The organism is Hydrophilobacter chitinilyticus, assembly GCF_049860745.1.
In the GTDB taxonomy this organism is placed as follows: Bacteria; Pseudomonadota; Gammaproteobacteria; order Burkholderiales; family Burkholderiaceae_C; genus Rhodoferax_B.
This window is the reverse complement of sequence record NZ_CP187561.1, coordinates 3,946,415-3,964,588: the sequence shown is the minus strand read 5'-3', so window position 1 is coordinate 3,964,588 and position 18,174 is coordinate 3,946,415. Positions and strand designations below refer to the sequence as shown.

The 18,174-nt window shown below is 58.0% G+C and carries 16 protein-coding genes; 14 read left to right on the top strand and 2 right to left on the bottom strand.

The features are described from left to right. The first annotated feature begins 6 nt into the window (after window positions 1-6). The 5 genes from trkA (at window position 7) to ACPWMG_RS17635 (ending at window position 5,596) form a co-directional block, all read left to right on the top strand. Complete coding sequence (gene trkA / locus ACPWMG_RS17655) at window positions 7-1,470, top strand: Trk system potassium transporter TrkA (protein WP_483300794.1); 1,464 nt, start codon at window positions 7-9, stop codon at window positions 1,468-1,470. Between the two features lie 34 nt (window positions 1,471-1,504). Continuing rightward, window positions 1,505-2,971, top strand: a complete 1,467-nt coding sequence (locus ACPWMG_RS17650; protein ID WP_483300793.1) for a TrkH family potassium uptake protein — start codon at window positions 1,505-1,507, stop codon at window positions 2,969-2,971. A gap of 54 nt (window positions 2,972-3,025) precedes the next feature. Continuing rightward, window positions 3,026-3,394: a DMT family protein gene (locus ACPWMG_RS17645; protein WP_483300792.1), complete on the top strand. Its 369-nt coding sequence runs from the start codon at window positions 3,026-3,028 to the stop codon at window positions 3,392-3,394. Between the two features lie 140 nt (window positions 3,395-3,534). Further along, a complete protein-coding gene (locus ACPWMG_RS17640) occupies window positions 3,535-3,852 on the top strand; it encodes a hypothetical protein (protein WP_483300791.1) in 318 nt (105 codons plus the stop codon). 421 nt (window positions 3,853-4,273) lie between these two features. Continuing rightward, window positions 4,274-5,596 carry a UDP-glucose dehydrogenase family protein gene (locus ACPWMG_RS17635; protein ID WP_483300790.1) on the top strand — a complete coding sequence of 441 codons (1,323 nt, stop codon included), beginning with the start codon at window positions 4,274-4,276 and terminating at the stop codon, window positions 5,594-5,596. Window positions 5,597-5,893: 297 nt separating this feature from the next. Here the strand turns inward: ACPWMG_RS17635 and ACPWMG_RS17630 are convergent, their stop codons facing one another. Continuing rightward, window positions 5,894-6,208: a hypothetical protein gene (locus tag ACPWMG_RS17630; RefSeq protein ID WP_483300789.1), complete on the bottom strand. Its 315-nt coding sequence runs from the start codon at window positions 6,206-6,208 to the stop codon at window positions 5,894-5,896. A gap of 193 nt (window positions 6,209-6,401) precedes the next feature. Here ACPWMG_RS17630 and epsF point away from each other — a divergent pair, with 193 nt between their 5' ends. The 9 genes from epsF to ACPWMG_RS17585 all read left to right on the top strand — a co-directional run bounded on the left by epsF (window position 6,402) and on the right by ACPWMG_RS17585 (window position 17,185). Beyond that, entirely contained in the window at window positions 6,402-7,814 is a 1,413-nt protein-coding gene (gene epsF, locus ACPWMG_RS17625) for a chain length determinant protein EpsF (RefSeq protein ID WP_483300788.1), read from the top strand. Between the two features lie 64 nt (window positions 7,815-7,878). After that, on the top strand, window positions 7,879-8,769 hold the full coding sequence (locus tag ACPWMG_RS17620; RefSeq protein WP_483300786.1) for a polysaccharide biosynthesis tyrosine autokinase: 891 nt from the start codon (window positions 7,879-7,881) through the stop codon (window positions 8,767-8,769). Further along, entirely contained in the window at window positions 8,759-9,811 is a 1,053-nt protein-coding gene (locus ACPWMG_RS17615) for a glycosyltransferase family 2 protein (RefSeq protein ID WP_483300785.1), read from the top strand. The genes ACPWMG_RS17620 and ACPWMG_RS17615 overlap by 11 nt, the downstream gene beginning before the upstream one ends. After that, window positions 9,808-10,992: a glycosyltransferase gene (locus tag ACPWMG_RS17610; protein ID WP_483300784.1), complete on the top strand. Its 1,185-nt coding sequence runs from the start codon at window positions 9,808-9,810 to the stop codon at window positions 10,990-10,992. Before ACPWMG_RS17615 ends, ACPWMG_RS17610 begins: the two co-directional genes overlap by 4 nt. A gap of 11 nt (window positions 10,993-11,003) precedes the next feature. Beyond that, the gene (locus tag ACPWMG_RS17605; RefSeq protein ID WP_483300783.1) at window positions 11,004-12,287 is read left to right on the top strand and encodes a hypothetical protein; all 1,284 of its coding nucleotides are present in this window, start codon (window positions 11,004-11,006) and stop codon (window positions 12,285-12,287) included. A 13-nt stretch (window positions 12,288-12,300) separates the two neighbouring features. After that, complete coding sequence (locus ACPWMG_RS17600; protein WP_483300782.1) at window positions 12,301-13,347, top strand: acyltransferase family protein; 1,047 nt, start codon at window positions 12,301-12,303, stop codon at window positions 13,345-13,347. After that, window positions 13,344-14,582, top strand: a complete 1,239-nt coding sequence (locus tag ACPWMG_RS17595; protein WP_483300781.1) for a glycosyltransferase family 4 protein — start codon at window positions 13,344-13,346, stop codon at window positions 14,580-14,582. The genes ACPWMG_RS17600 and ACPWMG_RS17595 overlap by 4 nt, the downstream gene beginning before the upstream one ends. Beyond that, a complete protein-coding gene (locus tag ACPWMG_RS17590) occupies window positions 14,579-16,036 on the top strand; it encodes a lipopolysaccharide biosynthesis protein (protein ID WP_483300780.1) in 1,458 nt (485 codons plus the stop codon). The genes ACPWMG_RS17595 and ACPWMG_RS17590 overlap by 4 nt, the downstream gene beginning before the upstream one ends. A gap of 75 nt (window positions 16,037-16,111) precedes the next feature. Further along, window positions 16,112-17,185 carry an acyltransferase family protein gene (locus ACPWMG_RS17585; protein WP_483300779.1) on the top strand — a complete coding sequence of 358 codons (1,074 nt, stop codon included), beginning with the start codon at window positions 16,112-16,114 and terminating at the stop codon, window positions 17,183-17,185. A 38-nt stretch (window positions 17,186-17,223) separates the two neighbouring features. Here ACPWMG_RS17585 and ACPWMG_RS17580 read toward each other — a convergent pair whose 3' ends face one another. Continuing rightward, window positions 17,224-18,108 (bottom strand): hypothetical protein, encoded by an 885-nt coding sequence (locus tag ACPWMG_RS17580; protein ID WP_483300778.1) that lies wholly within the window; start codon window positions 18,106-18,108, stop codon window positions 17,224-17,226. Between the last annotated feature and the right edge of the window lie 66 nt (window positions 18,109-18,174).

The following is an 18,174-nucleotide window of genomic DNA, read 5'->3' as shown; positions in this document are numbered from 1 at the left end:
CCCTTCATGAAAATCTTGATCATTGGTGCCGGCCGCATTGGTGAAAGTGTGGCCTCGGCGCTGTTGTCTGAGCAGAACGACATCACCGTCATCGACAGCGATGCCGCTCGCCTTGCCGAGCTGCAAGACCGGCTGGATTTGCGTGGTGTGGTGGGCAGCGGTGTCGACCCCGAAGTGCTGGCCGAAGCCGGCGCACGCGACACCGACTTGCTGATCGCCTGCGCCGCGCGCGACGAAACCAATCTGGTGGCCTGCAAGCTGGCGCAGATGATGTTCAGCGTGCCCACCCGCATCGCGCGCGTGCGCTCCAGCGGCTTTCAAGAACACACCGAACTGATGGGCCACGACGGTTTTGCGGTCGATCAAATCATCTGCCCCGAAGCCTCGCTCACCAACTACATCGGCAAGCTGGTGGAGCACCCCGAGGCGCTGCAGGTGCGCGAGTTTGCTGGCGGGCTGGCGTGTATGGTGTCGGTGCGCGCGGTGGCTGGCGCGCCGCTGGTTGATCACAACATTGCCGAGTTGGCTTCCCTGGTGCCCGGTGTGGCGATGCGCATCGTGGCCATCTACCGCCGGCTGGAAGAAGAGGCTGACCGCTTCATCATCTGTGAAGCCAATGTGCGCATCCGCCCCGGCGACGAGGTGTTTGTGCTGGCCGCACGCGAGCACATTCCGGCCGTGCTGCGTGCCCTGCACAAGCGCGACGGCGTGCAGGCCCGGCCAGTGAAGCGCATCTTGATTGCCGGTGGTGGGCGCGTGGGATTGCGGCTGGCGCTGCAGCTCAGCCAGTCTGACCAAGACTACAACGTCAAGGTGATCGAGTCCAACCCGCAACGCTGTGTCGAGTTGGCCACCATCTTGCCCAAAGACGTGTTGGTGTTGCAGGGCGATGCCACCGACGAAGACTTGATGGAAGAAGAGGGCATTGAAGACGTAGACCTCTTTCTGGCCATCACCAGTGACGACGAAGACAACATCATGGCCAGCCTGCTGGCCAAGCAACTAGGCGCCACGCGCGTGCTGGCGCTGATCAACCGGCGCAGTTATGCCGACCTGATGCATGGCACTCAAATCGACATTGCCTTGTCTCCCGCACAAGCCATGCTGGGCGAGCTGCTGGCCTATGTGCGCCAGGGCGACGTGCAAGCCGTGCACAGCGTGCGCCGGGGTGTGGCCGAGGCGCTGGAGATCGTGGCGCGCGGCGACCGCAAAACTTCGCGTGTAGTGGGGCGCAAGGTTGATGCCATTCGCCTGCCGTCCGAGGCGCACATCGGTCTGGTGGTGCGTGGCTTGCCTGAGTCGCATGCGGCCAAGAGCGACGATGCAGATGACCTGCCGCCGCCGCAGGTGATCATCCCCAACGGCGATACGGTGATCGAGAGCAACGACCACGTGGTGATCTTCTTGCCGCGCAAGCGCTTGATCCGTGACGTGGAGAAGCTGTTCCGCGTCAGCGCCACGTTCTTCTGAAGCCAGCGTTGGCCACGCTTCGATTGCGATTGGTATGAAAGACCTGTTCCCCGTCCTCCACGTGCTTGGCTTGCTGCTGATGTTCTTTGCGCTCGCCATGGGCGTGCCGTGGGCGTTTTCGTGGTGGTTTGCCGATGGTGTGATGCTGGCCTATCCGATGTCCATGGCCATCACCTTGGCGTGTGGTGTGGGCCTGTGGCGCGGCTTCGGCCAGTTTTCGCGCGAGCTGCATCCACGCCATGGCGTGATGCTGGTCACGTCCACCTGGGTGGTATTGCCGCTGTTCGCATCGCTGCCCTTGCTGTTGGCTTTCTCGGTGCTGCAAAAGCCGCTGACGTTCACACACGCCTACTTTGAAGCCGTGTCGGGCCTTACCACAGCGGGCTCCACCGTGCTCAGCGGGCTGGATGCGTTGCCGGTGTCCATCAACATCTGGCGCACCTTCTTGCAGTGGGTGGGCGGCATGGGCATCTTGGTGCTGGCGGTGGCCGTGTTGCCGCTCTTGGGCATGGGCGGCAGCCAGTTGTTCAAGGCCGAAGTGGCGGGGCCGGTGAAAGACACCAAACTCACCCCGCGCATGGCCGAGACCGCCAAGGGGTTGTGGAAGATTTACTCGGTGTTGTCTGTAGCGTGTTTCCTCGCGTATTGGGCCTGCGGCATGACGCCGCTGGACGCGCTGATGCACATGTTCACCACCACCAGCTTGGGCGGTTTGTCGCCACACGACGCCAGCTTTGCCTACTTCGACTCGGTGCCGCTGGAGCTGGTGGCCATGTTCTTCATGCTGCTGGCCAGCTGCAACTTTGCGCTGTACTTCATCGCCATGCGCAAGGGTAGCCTGCGCGTTTTTTGGCTGGATGCGGAAATGCGCGCCACCATGACGGCGTTGCTGGGCGGCGGGCTGCTGGTGTCGCTGCTGCTGTGGGTCAAGGGCGTGTACGAGCCCATTACCGCGCTGCGCATGGGCATGTTCCATGTGATCTCAGTCGCGTCGACGACAGGCTATGCGTCGGTCGATTTTCTGCAGTGGCCGGTGTTTGCGCCGGTGTTGATGCTGCTGCTGTCGGGCGTGGCCACCAGTGCAGGCTCTACCGGCGGTGGGATCAAGATGGTGCGCTTGGTCATCTTGGTGCAACAGGCCTTGCACGAAGTGCGGCGCCTGGCGCACCCGCGCATGGTGCAACCCGTCACGCTGGGCCAGCGCGTGGTCGAGCCGCGCACCATCTTTGCGGTGCTGGCCTTTATGCTGGTGTATGGCGGCTCCATCCTCGTGCTTGGTATGGTGCTGCTAGCGACGGATCTGGACCCCGTGACGGCTTTCTCCATTGTCATTGCCAGCATTAACTGCATGGGCCCCGGCTTGGGGCAGGTGGGGCCGGCTTCCAACTACGCCGTGCTCACCGACTTTCAAATCTGGGTGTGCACCTTCGCCATGGTGCTGGGGCGGCTGGAGCTGTTGAGCCTGATGGCGCTGCTGACGCCGTCGTTCTGGCGCCGGTAGTTTTTTACCCCGCGTCCTACACCGCGCATATGCGAACCTTCCCATAATCCCGCCATGCAAATTCTCTCGTCCATCCCCTTGTCGCTGCAGACGATTCTGCTGCTCGTGTTGTCTAACGTGTTCATGACGTTTGCTTGGTACGGCCACCTCAAAAACCTAGCCACCGCCCCGTGGTACATGGCCGCAGCGGCGAGTTGGGGCATCGCGCTGTTCGAGTACCTGCTACAGGTACCAGCCAACCGCATCGGTTTTCAGCAAGCAGGGTTCAGCCTGGGGCAACTGAAGATCATGCAAGAGGTGATCACGCTGTCGGTTTTTGTGCCGTTTGCCATGTTCTACATGGGTGAACCGTTCAAGCTGGACTACGTTTGGGCTGGGCTGTGCATGGTGGGCGCGGTGTATTTCATCTTCCGTGGCGCATAGCAAAAAACAACAGGCGTTGTCTTCTTTGCTGCGGTGCAGCATAATGAAATCTAGGTAGTTTCACTAGTATTTCGTGGGCACCTTAGATCCAGGGGCCGATGAAATGACGAGGCTGCTATAGATTCCATTGGGAGAATTTCATGCACAAACTGGTCATCAGTATTCTGGGCGCTGCGTTTGCTTTCTTGAATAGCACCTCCGCTATGGCGACACCGCAAACAGCGCCGGTGAGTAACGCCTTGAACACCAACGCTTATGCGAGTGACGTCGCTGTTCTCACCTCCTACAAATCAGATGTCTGGCAGGCCTCGGATGCTGGGCAACCCAAAAAGACCTTCACCAATGTTTCGTCGCCTGTGGACGCCATCGCGGCTGCAGAACGTTCTCACAATGCGCCCGCAATGCTGGCCGCCTTGCTGATCATTGGCAGCATCGTGGTTCGCCGCTTCCTCAGATAAAAGCGAGCAGCAGATTCCGTTGCGTTGTGCCAGCACCAACTGGTGCTCGTTTTGTGTTTTCTTGGCACTAAGCATTTGGAAGCGTGCACTTTTTGTCGTTTTTCCAACGTAGATGGCTGATTAATTGAATCAGAACGTTCTATTTGAAACTTTAAGTTAACACGAATGAAGTGACGAATTTGGACAGATAGGCGTGTGGAGCCTGTCGTGGCTTGGGTATTCGGAAATTGAGTTATTTGCTGGAACGACGTTTGGGCCAAAGTGGCTCCATCCGCGAATCCAAAGGCCCAGCAAAATGACCGTTGAGATCGTGTTTTGGGGGCCTATCACGCCGCCATGAAGTTCATTGTTTGTCGGACATGGCCTGCGATTTGCACACGGTTTGTTCATTCATTTTTTATCTCACTAAAGGTTAGGCTTCATGAAAATTACGGTTATCGGTACTGGCTACGTCGGCCTCGTATCCGGCGCATGCTTGGCGGACGTGGGTAATGACGTGTTGTGCTTAGATGTCGACCCAGCCAAGATCAAAATTTTGGAAGAGGGCGGTATCCCGATTCATGAGCCCGGCCTGCAGGAAGTCGTGCGGCGTAACGTCGAGGCTGGCCGTTTGTCTTTCACCACCGACGTACAGCAGGCCGCCAAATTCGGCACCATTCAATTCATTGCCGTAGGCACGCCGCCCGACGAAGATGGCTCTGCCGACCTGCAATACGTGCTAGCTGCCGCACGCAACATCGGCAAACACATGGATGGCTACCGCGTGGTGGTCGACAAATCAACCGTGCCGGTGGGTACTGCCGACAAAGTGCGTGAGGCGATTCAAATTGAGCTGGCTAACCGCGAGAGCAAGATCGAGTTCAGCGTGGTGTCCAACCCTGAGTTCTTGAAAGAAGGCGCCGCCATTGAAGACTTCATGCGGCCAGACCGCATCGTGGTGGGCGCCAATGACGACAAAGCCATCAGCTTGATGCGCCAGCTCTACGGCCCATTCCAACGCAACCATGAAAAGTTGGTGCTGATGGATGTGCGCTCCGCTGAGCTCACCAAGTACGCAGCGAATGCGATGCTGGCCACGCGCATCAGCTTCATGAACGAGTTGGCCAACCTGGCTGAGATTTTGGGCGCCGATATTGAACTGGTGCGGTCAGGTATTGGCAGCGATCCACGGATCGGGAGCCACTTCCTCTATTCGGGTTGCGGCTACGGAGGCTCATGCTTCCCCAAGGATGTGAAAGCCTTGATCAAAACCGCCGGCCAGCATGGCCGTCAGCTACGTGTGCTGACTGCGGTGGAAGAGTCCAACGACGCGCAAAAGCACGTGCTGGTTGAGAAAATCACGCAGCGCTTTGGGGAGGATTTATCTGGCCGTCGCTTTGCGCTGTGGGGCCTGGCTTTCAAGCCCAATACCGACGATATGCGCGACGCACCCAGCCGTGTCGTCGTCGCTGAGTTGCTGCGCCGTGGTGCCACCGTTACAGCCTACGATCCGGTCGCCATGACCGAAGCCGAGCGTATTTTTGGCGATGAGCCACGCTTGAGTTTTGCCGGCCGTCCCAAGAGTGCTTTGGATGGCTCAGACGCCTTGGTCATCGTCACGGAATGGAAGGAGTTCCGTAGCCCTGACTTTGACGCCATCAAAACACGCTTGAAGCAACCGGTTGTCTTTGATGGACGCAATCTCTACGACCCCGCATTGGTGCGAGCGTTGGATATTGAGTACTTCAGTATTGGCCGGGCGTAATGCGTGATGGCAGGCGGGGCACTGCGCCTCAGCCTGCTGAGCATACCGGTGTGATCTGCAAATGTTTTTTTGCCCATGTGTGCGAGGCAATTTGACGTTGCATCGAGCGCGCCGTAGCGCATGGGTATCAATGGGTTTGGCAGGGCGGCTATGCGTTATAGCCGTGCCTTTTGGCGTAAGGATTGTTTATAGCGTTCGACGCAAGTGACTCGACGACATTCTTCTGCTCTCAAGGAGAGAAGCAACAATGCCGCTAACCGCTGTGGCCCCGGTTTATAGGGGCAAGCAGTTCGCGCTTTAAGACTGGTTCATGCGGCGGCGTACCACCAATCCCATGATAGCCAAGCCCGCCAGCAGCATGCCGATCGTGTTCGACTCTTCAAGTGCTGTGCTGGCGCTATCCGTGTTCGAACGGCTCACCGAATTGCTTTCGGCGATCGCCGGCATTTTGGGTCGTGCTGATACTGCAACCGAAGTGGCCATATCGGTGGCGCCACGCAACACATTGTTGCTGGCTGACACAGTAGGAGTCTTTTCGGTAGCCATTGCGCTACTAAAACACGCGGCAGCGAGCAGCGTGGCGACTGCAAATTTAAGGTTCAGTTTGTGCATTTTTTTACTCCCCCAAACGCTGGACTTGCGTTAGGTCCTAGGGTTAGTATCTAGGCGATGGTGCAGTGCAGCAATAGTCCGAAAGAACTAGTCCTGCATCGTTGCTCCAAGGGAGAATTAAGGCGGGGCTCTTGCCAGAGAGTGTGTGGCCGCATATTTTTTTAAGTGGCCTGAATCTTGCGAAAGTTGCTAAATGACCATTGGTGAAATACTGATTGCTTTCCGCGCCCGCTGGCGAATTGCGGTTCTGGTGTGGGCTTTTGTCGTGGCGACTGTGGTGGCCGTGAGTCTTTTCCGCACGCCGCAGTACACCTCCACCGCGGCCGTTTTGCTGGACGTGAAGTCCCCTGACCCCATTGCCGGTATTGTGTTGCCTGGTATGACGGTGGTGGGCTATATGGCCACGCAGTTGCACGTGATCCAAAGCGAGCGTGTGGCACTGGGTGCAATTCAGACCTTGGGGCTGGAAAACGATGCCAACTACCGCGCCAAGTGGCAAGAGGTCACAGACGGCGTCGGCGACTTCAAGTCGTGGTTGGCTGAGCAGTTGACCCGCTACCTGTCAGTTGTGCCAGCAAAAGACTCCAACGTGATCAACTTGTCGTACACGTCAGCAGATGCTGAATTTGCCGCAAAGGTTACTAATGCCTGGGTGAAATCGTATGTCGATACCACGTTGGCGCTGCGTACCGAGCCTGCGAAGCAGTACTACGGCTTTTTTGAAGGGCGTGGCAAGCAGTTGCGCTCTGAGTTGGAAGCCGCGCAGTCGCGCTTGTCGGCATACCAGCAAGCCAAAGGCATTGTGGCGAACGACGAAAAGCTTGATGTCGAAAACCAACGGCTTGCTGAACTCACTACTCAGCTGGTGGTGTTGCAAGGCATCGCCAACGAATCTGGTGGGCGTCAAAGCCAGTCTGCAGCCAATGCCGACCGCATGAGCGAAGTCATGAACAACCCTGTGATCGTGACCATGTCGAATGAACTCTCCAGCGCGGAAACGCGTGTGAAAGAGTTGAGTGGACGGCTGGGCGAGAACCACCCGGACATGGTTGAAGCGCGTGCCAAAGTAGCCCAACTGCGCTCGTCGATTGCGACCGAGACCAAACGCGTGGCCAGCAGCCTGACCGTGAACAACGACATCAACCAAGCCCGGCTTGCGCAATTGCGTGCTGCGTTAGAGGCTCAACGCTCCAAGTTGTTGCATATCAAGACTGAGCGCGACGAAGCGGCTGTGTTGCAGCGTGACGTGGAAAACGCTCAACGTGCATATGACGCCATGGAGTTGCGTGCCAGCCAAACCAGCCTGGAAAGCCAAACCACGCAGACCAATGTCTCGGTGCTGAAGCAGGCCACTATTTCCCCGTTGCCGTCTTCGCCACGGATCGTCTTGAATACGGCAGTCGCGATTTTGGTCGGCGGCTTGTTGGCTGTTGGGGCCGCTTTGCTGTCAGAACTACGCGACCGTCGCCTACGCACCAACCTTGACGTATTGCGTAGCCTTGGCCAGCCGGTTCTGGGAGTGTTACCGGCCAAAGCCATTCCAAAACGCCGCATAGCCGCACGCAATCGACTGACCACCAGTGCTGGTGGTGCACAGGCTTCTTGAGTTCTCACCACACCACATCATGCAAGCTAAATCGTTACTGCGTGCCATGAAGGGATCATCGGATATGCCATCTGATGACCTGCAAGACGTCCCGGCCAAAGGTGAGCGGCACCCGGTGGTCGATCGCTCCATGGGCGACTTGATCCGGGAGGTGCGTAATCTGGACCATCGCCAGATCGAAGAAATCGTTGCCTACCAACGGCAGCACCGCATGCGCTTTGGTGAAGCGGCGGTAGCGTTGAAAATGGCCTCCAAGGGTGACGTGCAGTGGGCCTTGTCTCAGCAGTTTCACTACCCGTACGCAGCCGAAGGCGATACATCTGGTCTGGACGACGAACTCATCACGGCCATCGACCCCTTTAGCGATGAAGCTGAAGTGTTTCGCGACGTGCGCAGCCAATTGCTGATGGGCGTGTTGTCACCCGACCAACCGCCCCGCGCGTTGGCCGTGTTGAGTCCGAATATTGGCGACGGCAAAACCTTTATAGCCGCCAACCTAGCCATCGTGCTCAGTCAAACCGGTGGCCGCACGTTGCTGATTGATGCTGACATGCGCACGCCGCGCTTGCACCGGCTTTTTGGTGTGAAGGATGGCAGTGGGCTCAGCGACATTTTGGCAGGCCGAGCCGAGTTTGACGTAATCCACCAGCCTGTCTCGTTACCTGGCTTGTTTGTGCTACCTGTTGGCACTCAGCCGCCTAATCCGTCAGAGTTGATTCAGCGTTCGACGTTCAATGCGTTGATCCTAGAAGTTTGCTCCAAATTCGACTACGTGATCGTCGACACCCCAGCCTTCGCTCGTGGTGCGGATGCGCGCGTGTTGGCCGCCAAGTGTGGTGCCGCCATGGTCATTGGTCGGCGCGGTACCACCCGCATGGACGCGATCCAATCGCTGGTGGGGCAGGTACACAAAAGCCATGCACGTTTTGCTGGGGTCATGATCAATGAGCACTGATGTTCAGGACAGCCAGCGCTCCATTTTGGTGGTGATTCCCACGCTGAACGAGGTGCGTGCGATTGAGCATGTGGTCACCGCGCTCAGCCGCGACCTGCCGCTAAACGCCAACATTCAGTTTGTAGTGGCAGACGGCGGCAGCACAGATGGCACTGTGGAACTGGTGCAGCGCATGATGACCACGCAGCCCTTGCTACGCTTCTTGCCAAACCCCAAACGCATCCAAAGTGCCGCGGTGAACTTGGCCGCACAAACCTTGGGGCGAGATGCCGAAATTCTGGTGCGCTGCGATGCTCATGCCGAATACCCCGCTGGATTCATTCGTAAGCTGGTCGAATCGCTGGACCGCACCGGCGCGGATGCGGTCGTGGTGCCCATGGATTCGCGTGGCCAAACGTGTTTTCAGAAAGCGGTGGCCTGGGTGTCCGACAGCCGCGTTGGCTCCGGCGGCTCAGCACACCGTGGCGGTACCAAAAGTGGCTATGTGGACCACGGTCACCATGCGGCTTTTCGCATGGCTTCGTTTGTGCGTGCAGGTGGCTACGACGAAACCTTCACTCATAACGAAGACGCAGAGTTGGACTGCCGACAACGTGCGTTGGGCAGCAAGCTCTATCTCGATTCGGAGATCCGCTTGGGGTATGAGCCGCGTGCCACGCCGAGTCGCCTCGCGCGCCAATATTTCTCGTACGGCAAAGGGCGTTCGCGTACCGTGCGTCGGCATCCGGGCTCCATGCGTTTGCGGCAATTGGCGTTGCCGGTGCATCTGATCGTGCTGGTCTTGTCGTTGCTGCTGTCGCTATGGTCGCCCCTGTTTCTTGCGTGGCCGGTGTTGTACGTGACGATCTTGGGGCTGACCTCGGTGTCGATCGCTGTGAAGACTCGCTCGGTTTGCGGTTTGTTCTCTGGTGGTGCTGCGGCGTTGATGCACATCTGCTGGGCCAGCGGCTTTTTGTTTGGGCTTGCGTTTGTGCGCGAAGAACCGTGGCGCGCCAGTGCGGCGAAGCCTACTGTGCCCGGTCACGGGTGGGCTGAACGATGAGCAAGGTGCGTGATTTGAATGTTCTGTTGGTCGACCCCTCGCTGTTTACCGCCCCGTACGATGCAGCCTTGTCCGAGGGCTTGGCTGCCGCAGGTGTGTCCCCGATGTGGGCGACGCGGCCCACGCGCAAAGGTGACCGCCAGGAGTTGCCGCTGGAGCAAACCGATCCATTCTTCTATCGCCGCGTAGACGAGGCGACCTGGATACCGGGCAAGCTCAAGGCCGTTGCCAAAGGTATTGCGCATGCTGCTGGCTTGGCGACGTTGCTGTGGAAAATCAAAACCACCCGACCCGACGTTGTGCACGTGCAGTGGATCGTAGTGCCGCCGCTGGATGCGTTGGCCATGACCCTGATCCGGCGGATGTGCCCTCTGGTGTTGACCGTGCACGATACCGTGCCTTTCAACGGGCAGAACATGTCATGGATGCAGCGTTATGGGCATGACCAACCCATCAAAATCGCCCACCGCGTGGTGGTGCATACCCAATCGGGCAAGCAGGCTTTGGCGGCTCGCGGTGTGGATGTCGACAAGATTGCCGTGATTCCGCACGGCCCTCTACGTTTGGCGGTGCAGGCACCACCCAAGCCGGCATCAGCGATGCGCGATCCGCGTTGGACCTTCGTACTTTTTGGCGAAATCAAACCCTACAAGGGTTTCGATATTTTGATCGAAGCCGTGCACCGTCTGCCCGACGCCGTGCGTCAGCAAATGCGCGTCATCGTCGCCGGGCGTCCACGCATGGACATTGCGCCGCTGCTGGCCCGCATCACCGAACTAGGCCTCGATGCGCAGTTCGACCTGCGGTTGCAGCGCCAGTCTGAAGAAGAAATGGCGGTGCTGTTTGATGACGCCGATTGTTTTGTTTTCCCTTACCGGCAGATTGACGCCAGCGGTGTTTACTTTCTCGTCAAGCCGCTTGGTAAGTGGCTGATTGCCAGCCACGTGGGTATCTTTGCTGAAGACATGGTGCCGGACTTGGATGGCGCTTTGGTGCCATCAAACGATGTCGACGCGCTGGCGGAAGAAATGCATTTGGCCATCGCCCAGCGGTCGCGCCGTGCGCCCATGGAGATCAGTGGCTCGTGGCAGGGCATCGGCCATACCACGCGCGCTTTGTATGAGCAGGCCATGCGCGATTTTGGGCAGCCATCGGCCCAGCCTCGTAACGTGCTTGAGTAACGTGTGCCAGCATGCGTTCATCGTCCGTCGCCCATGCCCCTGACCAACCCTGGCCCCTCGTCGGCGTAAAGCGCGAAAGCGCTCGGCGTGGCCGTGCATGGGATCGCTGGCTCTTCCGATTGCCACTGATTTCGGTAACCTACCTGGCCAAGTTCTCTGTGCCTCCTTTTGGCGCTATGGGATTGGCGCTCAGTATTCCATTGGCATTTGCCGTTGCGCTCTTTGGCTTGGTGGCCGGGCGCATGGTGTTTGACGTGCGGCGCACGTTTGCGTTTCTCGGTGCTTTTGCGTTCATTGTGTGTGTGCAACTGGTCTACATCGACGACTTCTCGTTACCGTCGTTGCTGCTGTTTTTTGTGATCCATCTGCCGTATGTGTTTAGGTTAAGCCGGCCCAAGATCAGCAGCGAACAGGTCTTGGGCTACTTTCAGCAACTGGGTTTGATTGTTGGCGTTTGCGGCTTGGTTCAATACGTTGCGCAGTTCGTGCTGGGGCCTACGCTTGCGTTTCCCATCGAAAACTTTGTGCCCGAATTCCTGCTGACATCCAAGTTCAACATGCAGGCAGTGTTGGAGTACGGATCTGAAATCGTGCGTACCAATGGTGTGTTCATGATTGAGCCGTCAATGTTCAGCCAACTAACGGCGGTTTGCATCGTGCTGGAGATCGCTTCTCGTCGGCGACTTTGGTATCTGGCAGTGATGGCTGTCGCGCTTCTGGTGTCCTATTCTGGTACCGGGCTGATGCTGCTGGGCGTTTGTTTGCTGGTTGACTCGATCGTCAAACGTCGCTGGGGGCTTTTGTTGAGTGCGCTACTGGCGGTAGCGCTCGTATTAGCCATTGCCGCAGTCCAAAGCGATGGCATTTTTGCCCAGATTCTCAAGCGCAGCGGGGAGTTCTCTTCTAACGGTTCCAGTGGTTCTATGCGCTTTGTCGGTGGGTTCTACATGTTTGATGAATTCCTCTGGCCTGACCCGGTACGCGCCTTGTTGGGCATGGGCGCTGGAAGCTTTGCAGAGTACGGTACGCGCGCCACGGTGCCAGTGGCCGAAATGATCATGTTCAAAACCGTTTTTGAGTTTGGCATTTTGGGCGCTTTGGCCTACTGGAGTTTTATTGGTTACTGCATTGCCACCAGCACCAGCGTGCCCGCTGCGCGCGTGCCGATTGCGATGACCATCATCTTGGGCGGGCTCTACACGCCGTTTGGCCACTGCCTGGCGTTTGGTGTGTTGTTGTGGCCATCACATGAGAGCCATACCGGGCCCGTGAAAACCCTTCTTCCCCACGCATGAATCTGATTTTTTTATGACGGAAGCACGCCAAAGAATTGCTTTCATCGACACAGCCAAGGCCATTGGCATTGTGCTGGTGGTGATAGGGCACACACCAGGCATACCGGCGGTGGCGGCAGAGTTGATCTACAGCTTTCACATGCCGCTGTTTTTCTTCATATCTGGCTACTTGCTACCGCCCGCGCGCCAATCTATGCCGCTGGCTCAGGCGTGGGGTAAAAGTGCGCGCAGCTTGTTGGTGCCCTATTTGTTTTTCTTCTTGATCTCGTTTCTTTACTGGCTGGCGACACGTGGTCTGGGTGACCGTGCGGCCAAGTTTGCAGGCGTTGGCGCGGGTGATGCCTTTGCGAGTCTTTTTTCTGGCTTGTCGGCAGAGCTTTTCGTCAATCCGGCACTGTGGTTCTTTCCTTGCCTGTTTGTGTGTGCAACTGTCTACGCATTCCTACGGCGCTTCTTGTCTGCGTGGAGCTGTTTGGGTGTGGCCATTGTTGGTGCAGTCATTGCGGGCATTACGTTGCCATGGCCCTCGCGTCTGCCTCTGGGTTTGGACATTGCATGGATTGCACTTCCTTTCTATGCCGTTGGCGCTGCCATGCGCACAGAAGACTGGTCACCTGAGCGCCTGCCGCGGAGGCTCTTATTGGCACTGCTGCCGGTGTTGGTGGTGCTGTGGGGATTTTTTGCGCTTCAACAGGGGCGTGTTGATTTTGCTTTTGCGAATTTTGGCGATTCCCTGGCGCTGTATGGTTTGACTGCAGCACTGGGTATTGCGCTGTTGCTGTTCATTTCAGTGTTGCTGCCCCACAACCGACTGACGGTTTGGCTGGCGGACAACAGTTTGATCATCTTTCCGTTGCACCCACTGCTACTGAACTTTGCCAGCGGTGTGATCAAGATGCTGAAGTTGAACCTAGAGCAATTAAATCTGGCATCTGCGCTACCCGTCATCCTGCTCATTTGGGTAATGCTGGCTTGCATCCCTTTGGCGCATTTGTTGCGCAAAAGGTTTTCATTGTTTCTTGGGCGTCCCACGGCTGCTCGCAAAGGACGTTTATCTTGAAGGTCGTCTTCATCAATACCTTGTACGCCCCGCATGAAGTGGGGGGCGCGGAGCGTGCGGTGCGCGTGGTGGCCGAGTCGTTGGCGGCCATCGGCGGTCAGGCGGTCGTGATCACCTTGGCTCCTGATGGTGTGGCTTCTGTAGGTGAGGTGGATGGGGTGCGTGTGTACTACGTGCCGCTGTTCAATCTGGGCTTCTTGCATGGCAAAAAGCCGCTGCCGAAGTGGCGCCGTATGTTGTGGCATTTGGTTGACCGCTACAACCCCATCATGCAGCGGCGTATTCGACGCATTCTTGAAATCGAGCGCCCTGATCTGGTCGAGGGCAACAACCTGCAAGGCTTTTCAGTGTCCGCATGGAAGGCCGCTGAGCAACTGAACATTCCGGTGATGCAAGTGTTGCACGACTACTATCTGTCGTGCCCCAATTCTTCGATGTACCGTAATGGCACAAACTGCGTTCAACAGTGTGCAGACTGCAAAGCGCTTTGTGCTCCTCGGCGCGAAGCCTCAAAGATTCCGGCGGTGGTCAGCGCTGTGAGCCAACGCACGCTTGCGCGGGTGCGCGAGACGGGTATGTTCCATCCTGCGGTCACGACCTCGGTGGGGCCGACCGGGATCAAGCTAGAGCATCTGCATGGTGCCTACGGCAAGGCGGGCTCACCACCTTCGGAGTTGGTTCTGGGCTACCTGGGGCGCATTGAACACGTTAAAGGCGTAGAGTTGCTGCTCGAAGCAGTATCGGCCATGTCGCCCAGCGGCATACGCTTGTTGATTGGCGGCGGCGGTGATCCAGCCTATGTGGATGGACTGAAGGCGCGTTTTGCTGCACCCAACATCGAATTTTTAGGTGTTGTGGCGCCCACCAGCGTTTTTTCGCGCATCGACATTTTGGTCGTGCCGTCTCTATGGGAAGAGCCGCTCACCCGCGTCATTGCTGAAGCCTACGCTGCGGGCGTGCCCGTGGCGGTTTCGCGCATCGGTGGCATGCCTGAAATCGTCGACGAAGGTGTCACCGGGTATGTGTTTGAGGCCAACGGTGCCGATGCCATTCGCGCCATGCTCGAGGGTTTGCCCAAGCGCCCACTGTCGGCACCGGAGCTAGTGGCGGCTCGTGTGCGTAAAAGCGAGAGCTTCAGTGTGCAGGCCGTGTTTGATCGGCATCATCAGTTGTGGCGCAACACGCTGGCTGGCGTAGGCCGCTCGCACCTGCTTGAAGGCGGAAATTCCCGATGACGGATCGCGCCAAAGCCGGGCGGTCGATGGCCTGGAGCGCCATCGAAAGCGCCTCACTTGCGTTGATTTCTTTCGGCACGCTCATCCTCTACTCGCGGATGTTGTCGGTCAGTACGTTTGGTTTGTTCTCGGTGGCGCTTGCCGTGATCGAGTTGCTCGACGTGTTGGTCCGCATGCTGTTCCACGACGCACTCGTGCAGCGCCCGGAGGCAACAGAGCGGCACTTTGACACCGCTTTTACAGCGACCGTGGGGCTCAGCTTGGTGCTGACGGGAGCGTGCTGGCTAGCCGCCCCCACGTTTGCCGCACTTGTCAAAGACCCGCAGGCGGCCAGTGTGCTGCGCTGGATGAGCTTGGCTTTGCCCTGTGCCGCCTTGACCGCTACCGTGGTGGCACGGCAGCGCCGCGAGTTTGCGTTCAAGTCGTTGGCCATTCGTTCGTTCATTGGGCGCATGGCGGGGGCTGCTGCGGGCTTGGCGTTGGTGTTCATGGGCGCGGGCATTTGGGCCTTGGTCGCGCAGCAGGTGTTGATTGCTTTGGTCGGATCGTTGGTGCTGTGGTTCAGCGGCGCAAGGTTACCGCGCCTGCGTTTTGGCTGGATCGAGTGCAAGGAGTTGCTGGGGTTTGGCGTGTACTCGGTCAGTTCGCTGATTCTGACTTTTGCCATCAAACGGCTGTTCACCATCCTCGCCGGGATTGGATTGGGCACGCATGCTGCGGGTGTGTTGAACCTCGCATTCCGAGCGGTGGATGCGTTTAATGCGATTGCCGGTACGGCGGTGGCACAGGTGGCGTTGCCGTTGCTGTCCAGTCTGCAAAACGACCGAACACGTTTGGTTCGGGTTTACCAAACGGCCAGCGCCTTCACCTGCCTGGTGATGTACTCGTGTTTCATGGGCCTTGGGGCTTTGGCGCCAGAAGTGGTGGAGTTGATGTTTGGAAAGCGCTGGTTGGAAGCCAGCCCTTATGTCACCATACTTTCATGCCTGATCATCGTGCAGGCGCCGCGCATCTTGATCGTGCCGCTGCTCACCTCCGTGGGGCGGCCTGCAGCATCCATGGCGGCACGTGCCGCCGAGTTGGTGGTGATGCTGTCGGCGTTGTTGATCAGCGGTGTCCCCACACTGAATTGGGCGATTGGTATTTGGGTGGCGCGCGAGTTGGTGGGTTTTCCCATCATGGGCTGGATTCTCAAGAGCGAAACGGGACTTGGTGTGCGCCAGCAACTGCGCGGCGTATGGCCGCCGCTGGTTGCATCGGTGTTGATGGCGCTGGGTATCTGGGGCATCAGAACATTGCTGCCGGTTGATTTCTCTGCGCTGGTGCGCGCCTTCATCTTGATTCCTAGCGGGGTCATCATCTTCTTGATCACCATTTGGCTGGTGGACCGAAAATTGGTTCAGGACGTGTTCGGTTTTGCGGCTTCTGTGGTGCAGAAGCGTCGCGCCAAGTAGTCCAAACATAACGCCGCGTTTTGTTTGGCACGCATTGCATTTTGAAAATGACGTACTCCTTTTACGAGGTTTCAAATGACTAGCAAAAACCGCCTACTGACGTTGGATGGCATGCGGGGGCTCGCAGCCATTCTTGTGGTGATTTATCACTTTGAAGCTGTCGTCAAGCTGGTGCCAAGCGGATACCTTGCAGTGGACTTCTTCTTCTTGTTGAGCGGGCTGGTCATTGCGCGAACCTATGCGCCGCGTTTCGAGGGAGGCTTGAAAACAAAAGATTTTGTGGTCCATCGCATCATCCGTTTGTATCCCTTGTTCTTCATTGGACTGCTCGTGGGCCTGGTGCGGGCCATGGGCCAGACCGTGCTGCATCTACCCGACGGCATGGGTTTTGAACAGGTCTCGATCGCCGCTGTATTTGGCTTCTTTATGCTGCCCGCACCGTTTGAAGGGCGAGGGCTGTTTCCGGTGAACGGGCCGGCATGGTCGTTGTTTCTGGAGTTGGTGGCGAACCTGATTTATGCCGTGTTGATTGTTCGCCTGCCCAAGAAGGCGCTCGCCGGTTTGATCGTATTGTTTCTGGTGGGGTTGGTGGGTGTGGTCGTTTCACTTGGCAAGATTCAAGGCGGACAGGATTGGTCGTCGATCGGGTTTGGCTTCTCGCGCGTGATGTTCTCCTTCACCGTTGGCGTCTTCCTGGCAAAGAGTGGAGTAGGCGATAAGACGCAAAACTCGTGGTGGTGTGTGGTGCCCGCTGCGTTGCTATGTGCAAGCCTGATCTATGAACCGTCAGCCGGCACGCGTGGCGTGTACGACTTGCTGATGGTGGTGCTGGCTTATCCGCTGATCGTGTCTGTTGGCGCGCGGTTGAATCCGCCAGCGGTACTGGCGAACCCTATGAACGTGTTGGGCGAGATTTCCTATCCCATCTACATCATCCATTACGCGCCGCTCTTCATGGCTTCTTTCATCGCCAGAAAACTGGCCTTGCCTGTGGCGATCTGGGTGCCGGCTTTTATCGTGGGGCTTTGTGGTGTGTCTTACTTCTTGGCGAAGTATTACGATCCAGCCGCTCGCCGAGTGCTGGCATCGCTGTTGCCATCGTTTGTGAATCCAATGGCTCGCCCGCGCTTTCGCAACACGACGCAGTAAGCGTTTCGCCTCTCTGGCCGCCGCGTGTGATCGTCCTCTTAGTCGCGGCGAAGCCTCGAAAGCAGGTTGAGCTTTGCCAAGGTGAGGCGCCCCCGCACCGAGCCGGTCGTCGCCATGGCCGCAAAGTTCTCGGATTTGAGTTGCCCGTCCACCCGAACACGGTGCGCCTGGAGTTGTGTGGTGCGAACCGTCGCATGTGCTTGCGATAAGGCGTACTTCACCAGCCGCTCTCCCTGCAACGGGCGGCCGGTTTGTGTGGCGAAATTGAGTGCCTGCTCGATACGGCAGCCATAGGCGGTAAAAACCTTGGCCCCGCACAACGCGAAGCGGTCGTTCATGCCGCCCCACCAGTGCCATTGCGGCAAGATGCAGCGGTCTGCATCCGCTGCCACTGCGGCAATCGCTGCCTGGCTGAAACCGGCGTGGTAGAACAAGTCGGGCCTGAGAAACAGCACTACATCGGGTTGCCACGCGGCCACCCGCAATGTGACTTGGCGCAGTGAATGCAATTGGTGCACTAAGTTTCTCAAAGAGCTGAATGCATCTCGGTGGTGATCGCCGAATTTTTGCAGGCGCTCAAACTGCCAGGTGCTGAGGCACGCGCCAGGCGCTTCCAGTTCCCCGTCGAACGACTCAAACGGTGTGTATGCATCGGCGGGCAGGGCTGCGTCTTCACCCGTGCGGGCGTTAAGTACCCAGTCTTGCTGATACAGGTGATAGAAAACGCGGCAATCACCTTGCGCTTTGAGGGGCTCGATGAAGTGCTGTTGGATCGTAGGCATGGTGACCTCCGACCCTCGGGGGATGCCAAAGAAGGCAATCGCAATCCGCATAAGGTGTAGTACCGGTCCTGCGCTAGTGATCTGGGCAATCGAAATGACTGGCCCAGTGTGACCATGTCCAATGTCGCCTTTTTGGCGCATGCGCCTTGATGGGCGTGATGGCTGGCAACTGTAGCCTCCACGCGCAGCAGGGCGGGGGGCTATGTG

Excerpts from the sequence above, each read along its gene's own strand:
- trkA (WP_483300794.1), top strand. The coding sequence starts at position 7 with ATGAAAATCTTGATCATTGGTGCCGGCCGCATTGGTGAAAGTGTGGCC.
- ACPWMG_RS17650 (WP_483300793.1), top strand. The coding sequence starts at position 1,505 with ATGAAAGACCTGTTCCCCGTCCTCCACGTGCTTGGCTTGCTGCTGATG.
- ACPWMG_RS17645 (WP_483300792.1), top strand. The coding sequence starts at position 3,026 with ATGCAAATTCTCTCGTCCATCCCCTTGTCGCTGCAGACGATTCTGCTG.
- ACPWMG_RS17640 (WP_483300791.1), top strand. The coding sequence starts at position 3,535 with ATGCACAAACTGGTCATCAGTATTCTGGGCGCTGCGTTTGCTTTCTTG.
- ACPWMG_RS17635 (WP_483300790.1), top strand. The coding sequence starts at position 4,274 with ATGAAAATTACGGTTATCGGTACTGGCTACGTCGGCCTCGTATCCGGC.
- ACPWMG_RS17630 (WP_483300789.1), bottom strand. The coding sequence starts at position 6,208 with ATGCACAAACTGAACCTTAAATTTGCAGTCGCCACGCTGCTCGCTGCC.
- epsF (WP_483300788.1), top strand. The coding sequence starts at position 6,402 with ATGACCATTGGTGAAATACTGATTGCTTTCCGCGCCCGCTGGCGAATT.
- ACPWMG_RS17620 (WP_483300786.1), top strand. The coding sequence starts at position 7,879 with ATGCCATCTGATGACCTGCAAGACGTCCCGGCCAAAGGTGAGCGGCAC.
- ACPWMG_RS17615 (WP_483300785.1), top strand. The coding sequence starts at position 8,759 with ATGAGCACTGATGTTCAGGACAGCCAGCGCTCCATTTTGGTGGTGATT.
- ACPWMG_RS17610 (WP_483300784.1), top strand. The coding sequence starts at position 9,808 with ATGAGCAAGGTGCGTGATTTGAATGTTCTGTTGGTCGACCCCTCGCTG.
- ACPWMG_RS17605 (WP_483300783.1), top strand. The coding sequence starts at position 11,004 with ATGCGTTCATCGTCCGTCGCCCATGCCCCTGACCAACCCTGGCCCCTC.
- ACPWMG_RS17600 (WP_483300782.1), top strand. The coding sequence starts at position 12,301 with ATGACGGAAGCACGCCAAAGAATTGCTTTCATCGACACAGCCAAGGCC.
- ACPWMG_RS17590 (WP_483300780.1), top strand. The coding sequence starts at position 14,579 with ATGACGGATCGCGCCAAAGCCGGGCGGTCGATGGCCTGGAGCGCCATC.
- ACPWMG_RS17585 (WP_483300779.1), top strand. The coding sequence starts at position 16,112 with ATGACTAGCAAAAACCGCCTACTGACGTTGGATGGCATGCGGGGGCTC.
- ACPWMG_RS17580 (WP_483300778.1), bottom strand. The coding sequence starts at position 18,108 with ATGCGCCAAAAAGGCGACATTGGACATGGTCACACTGGGCCAGTCATT.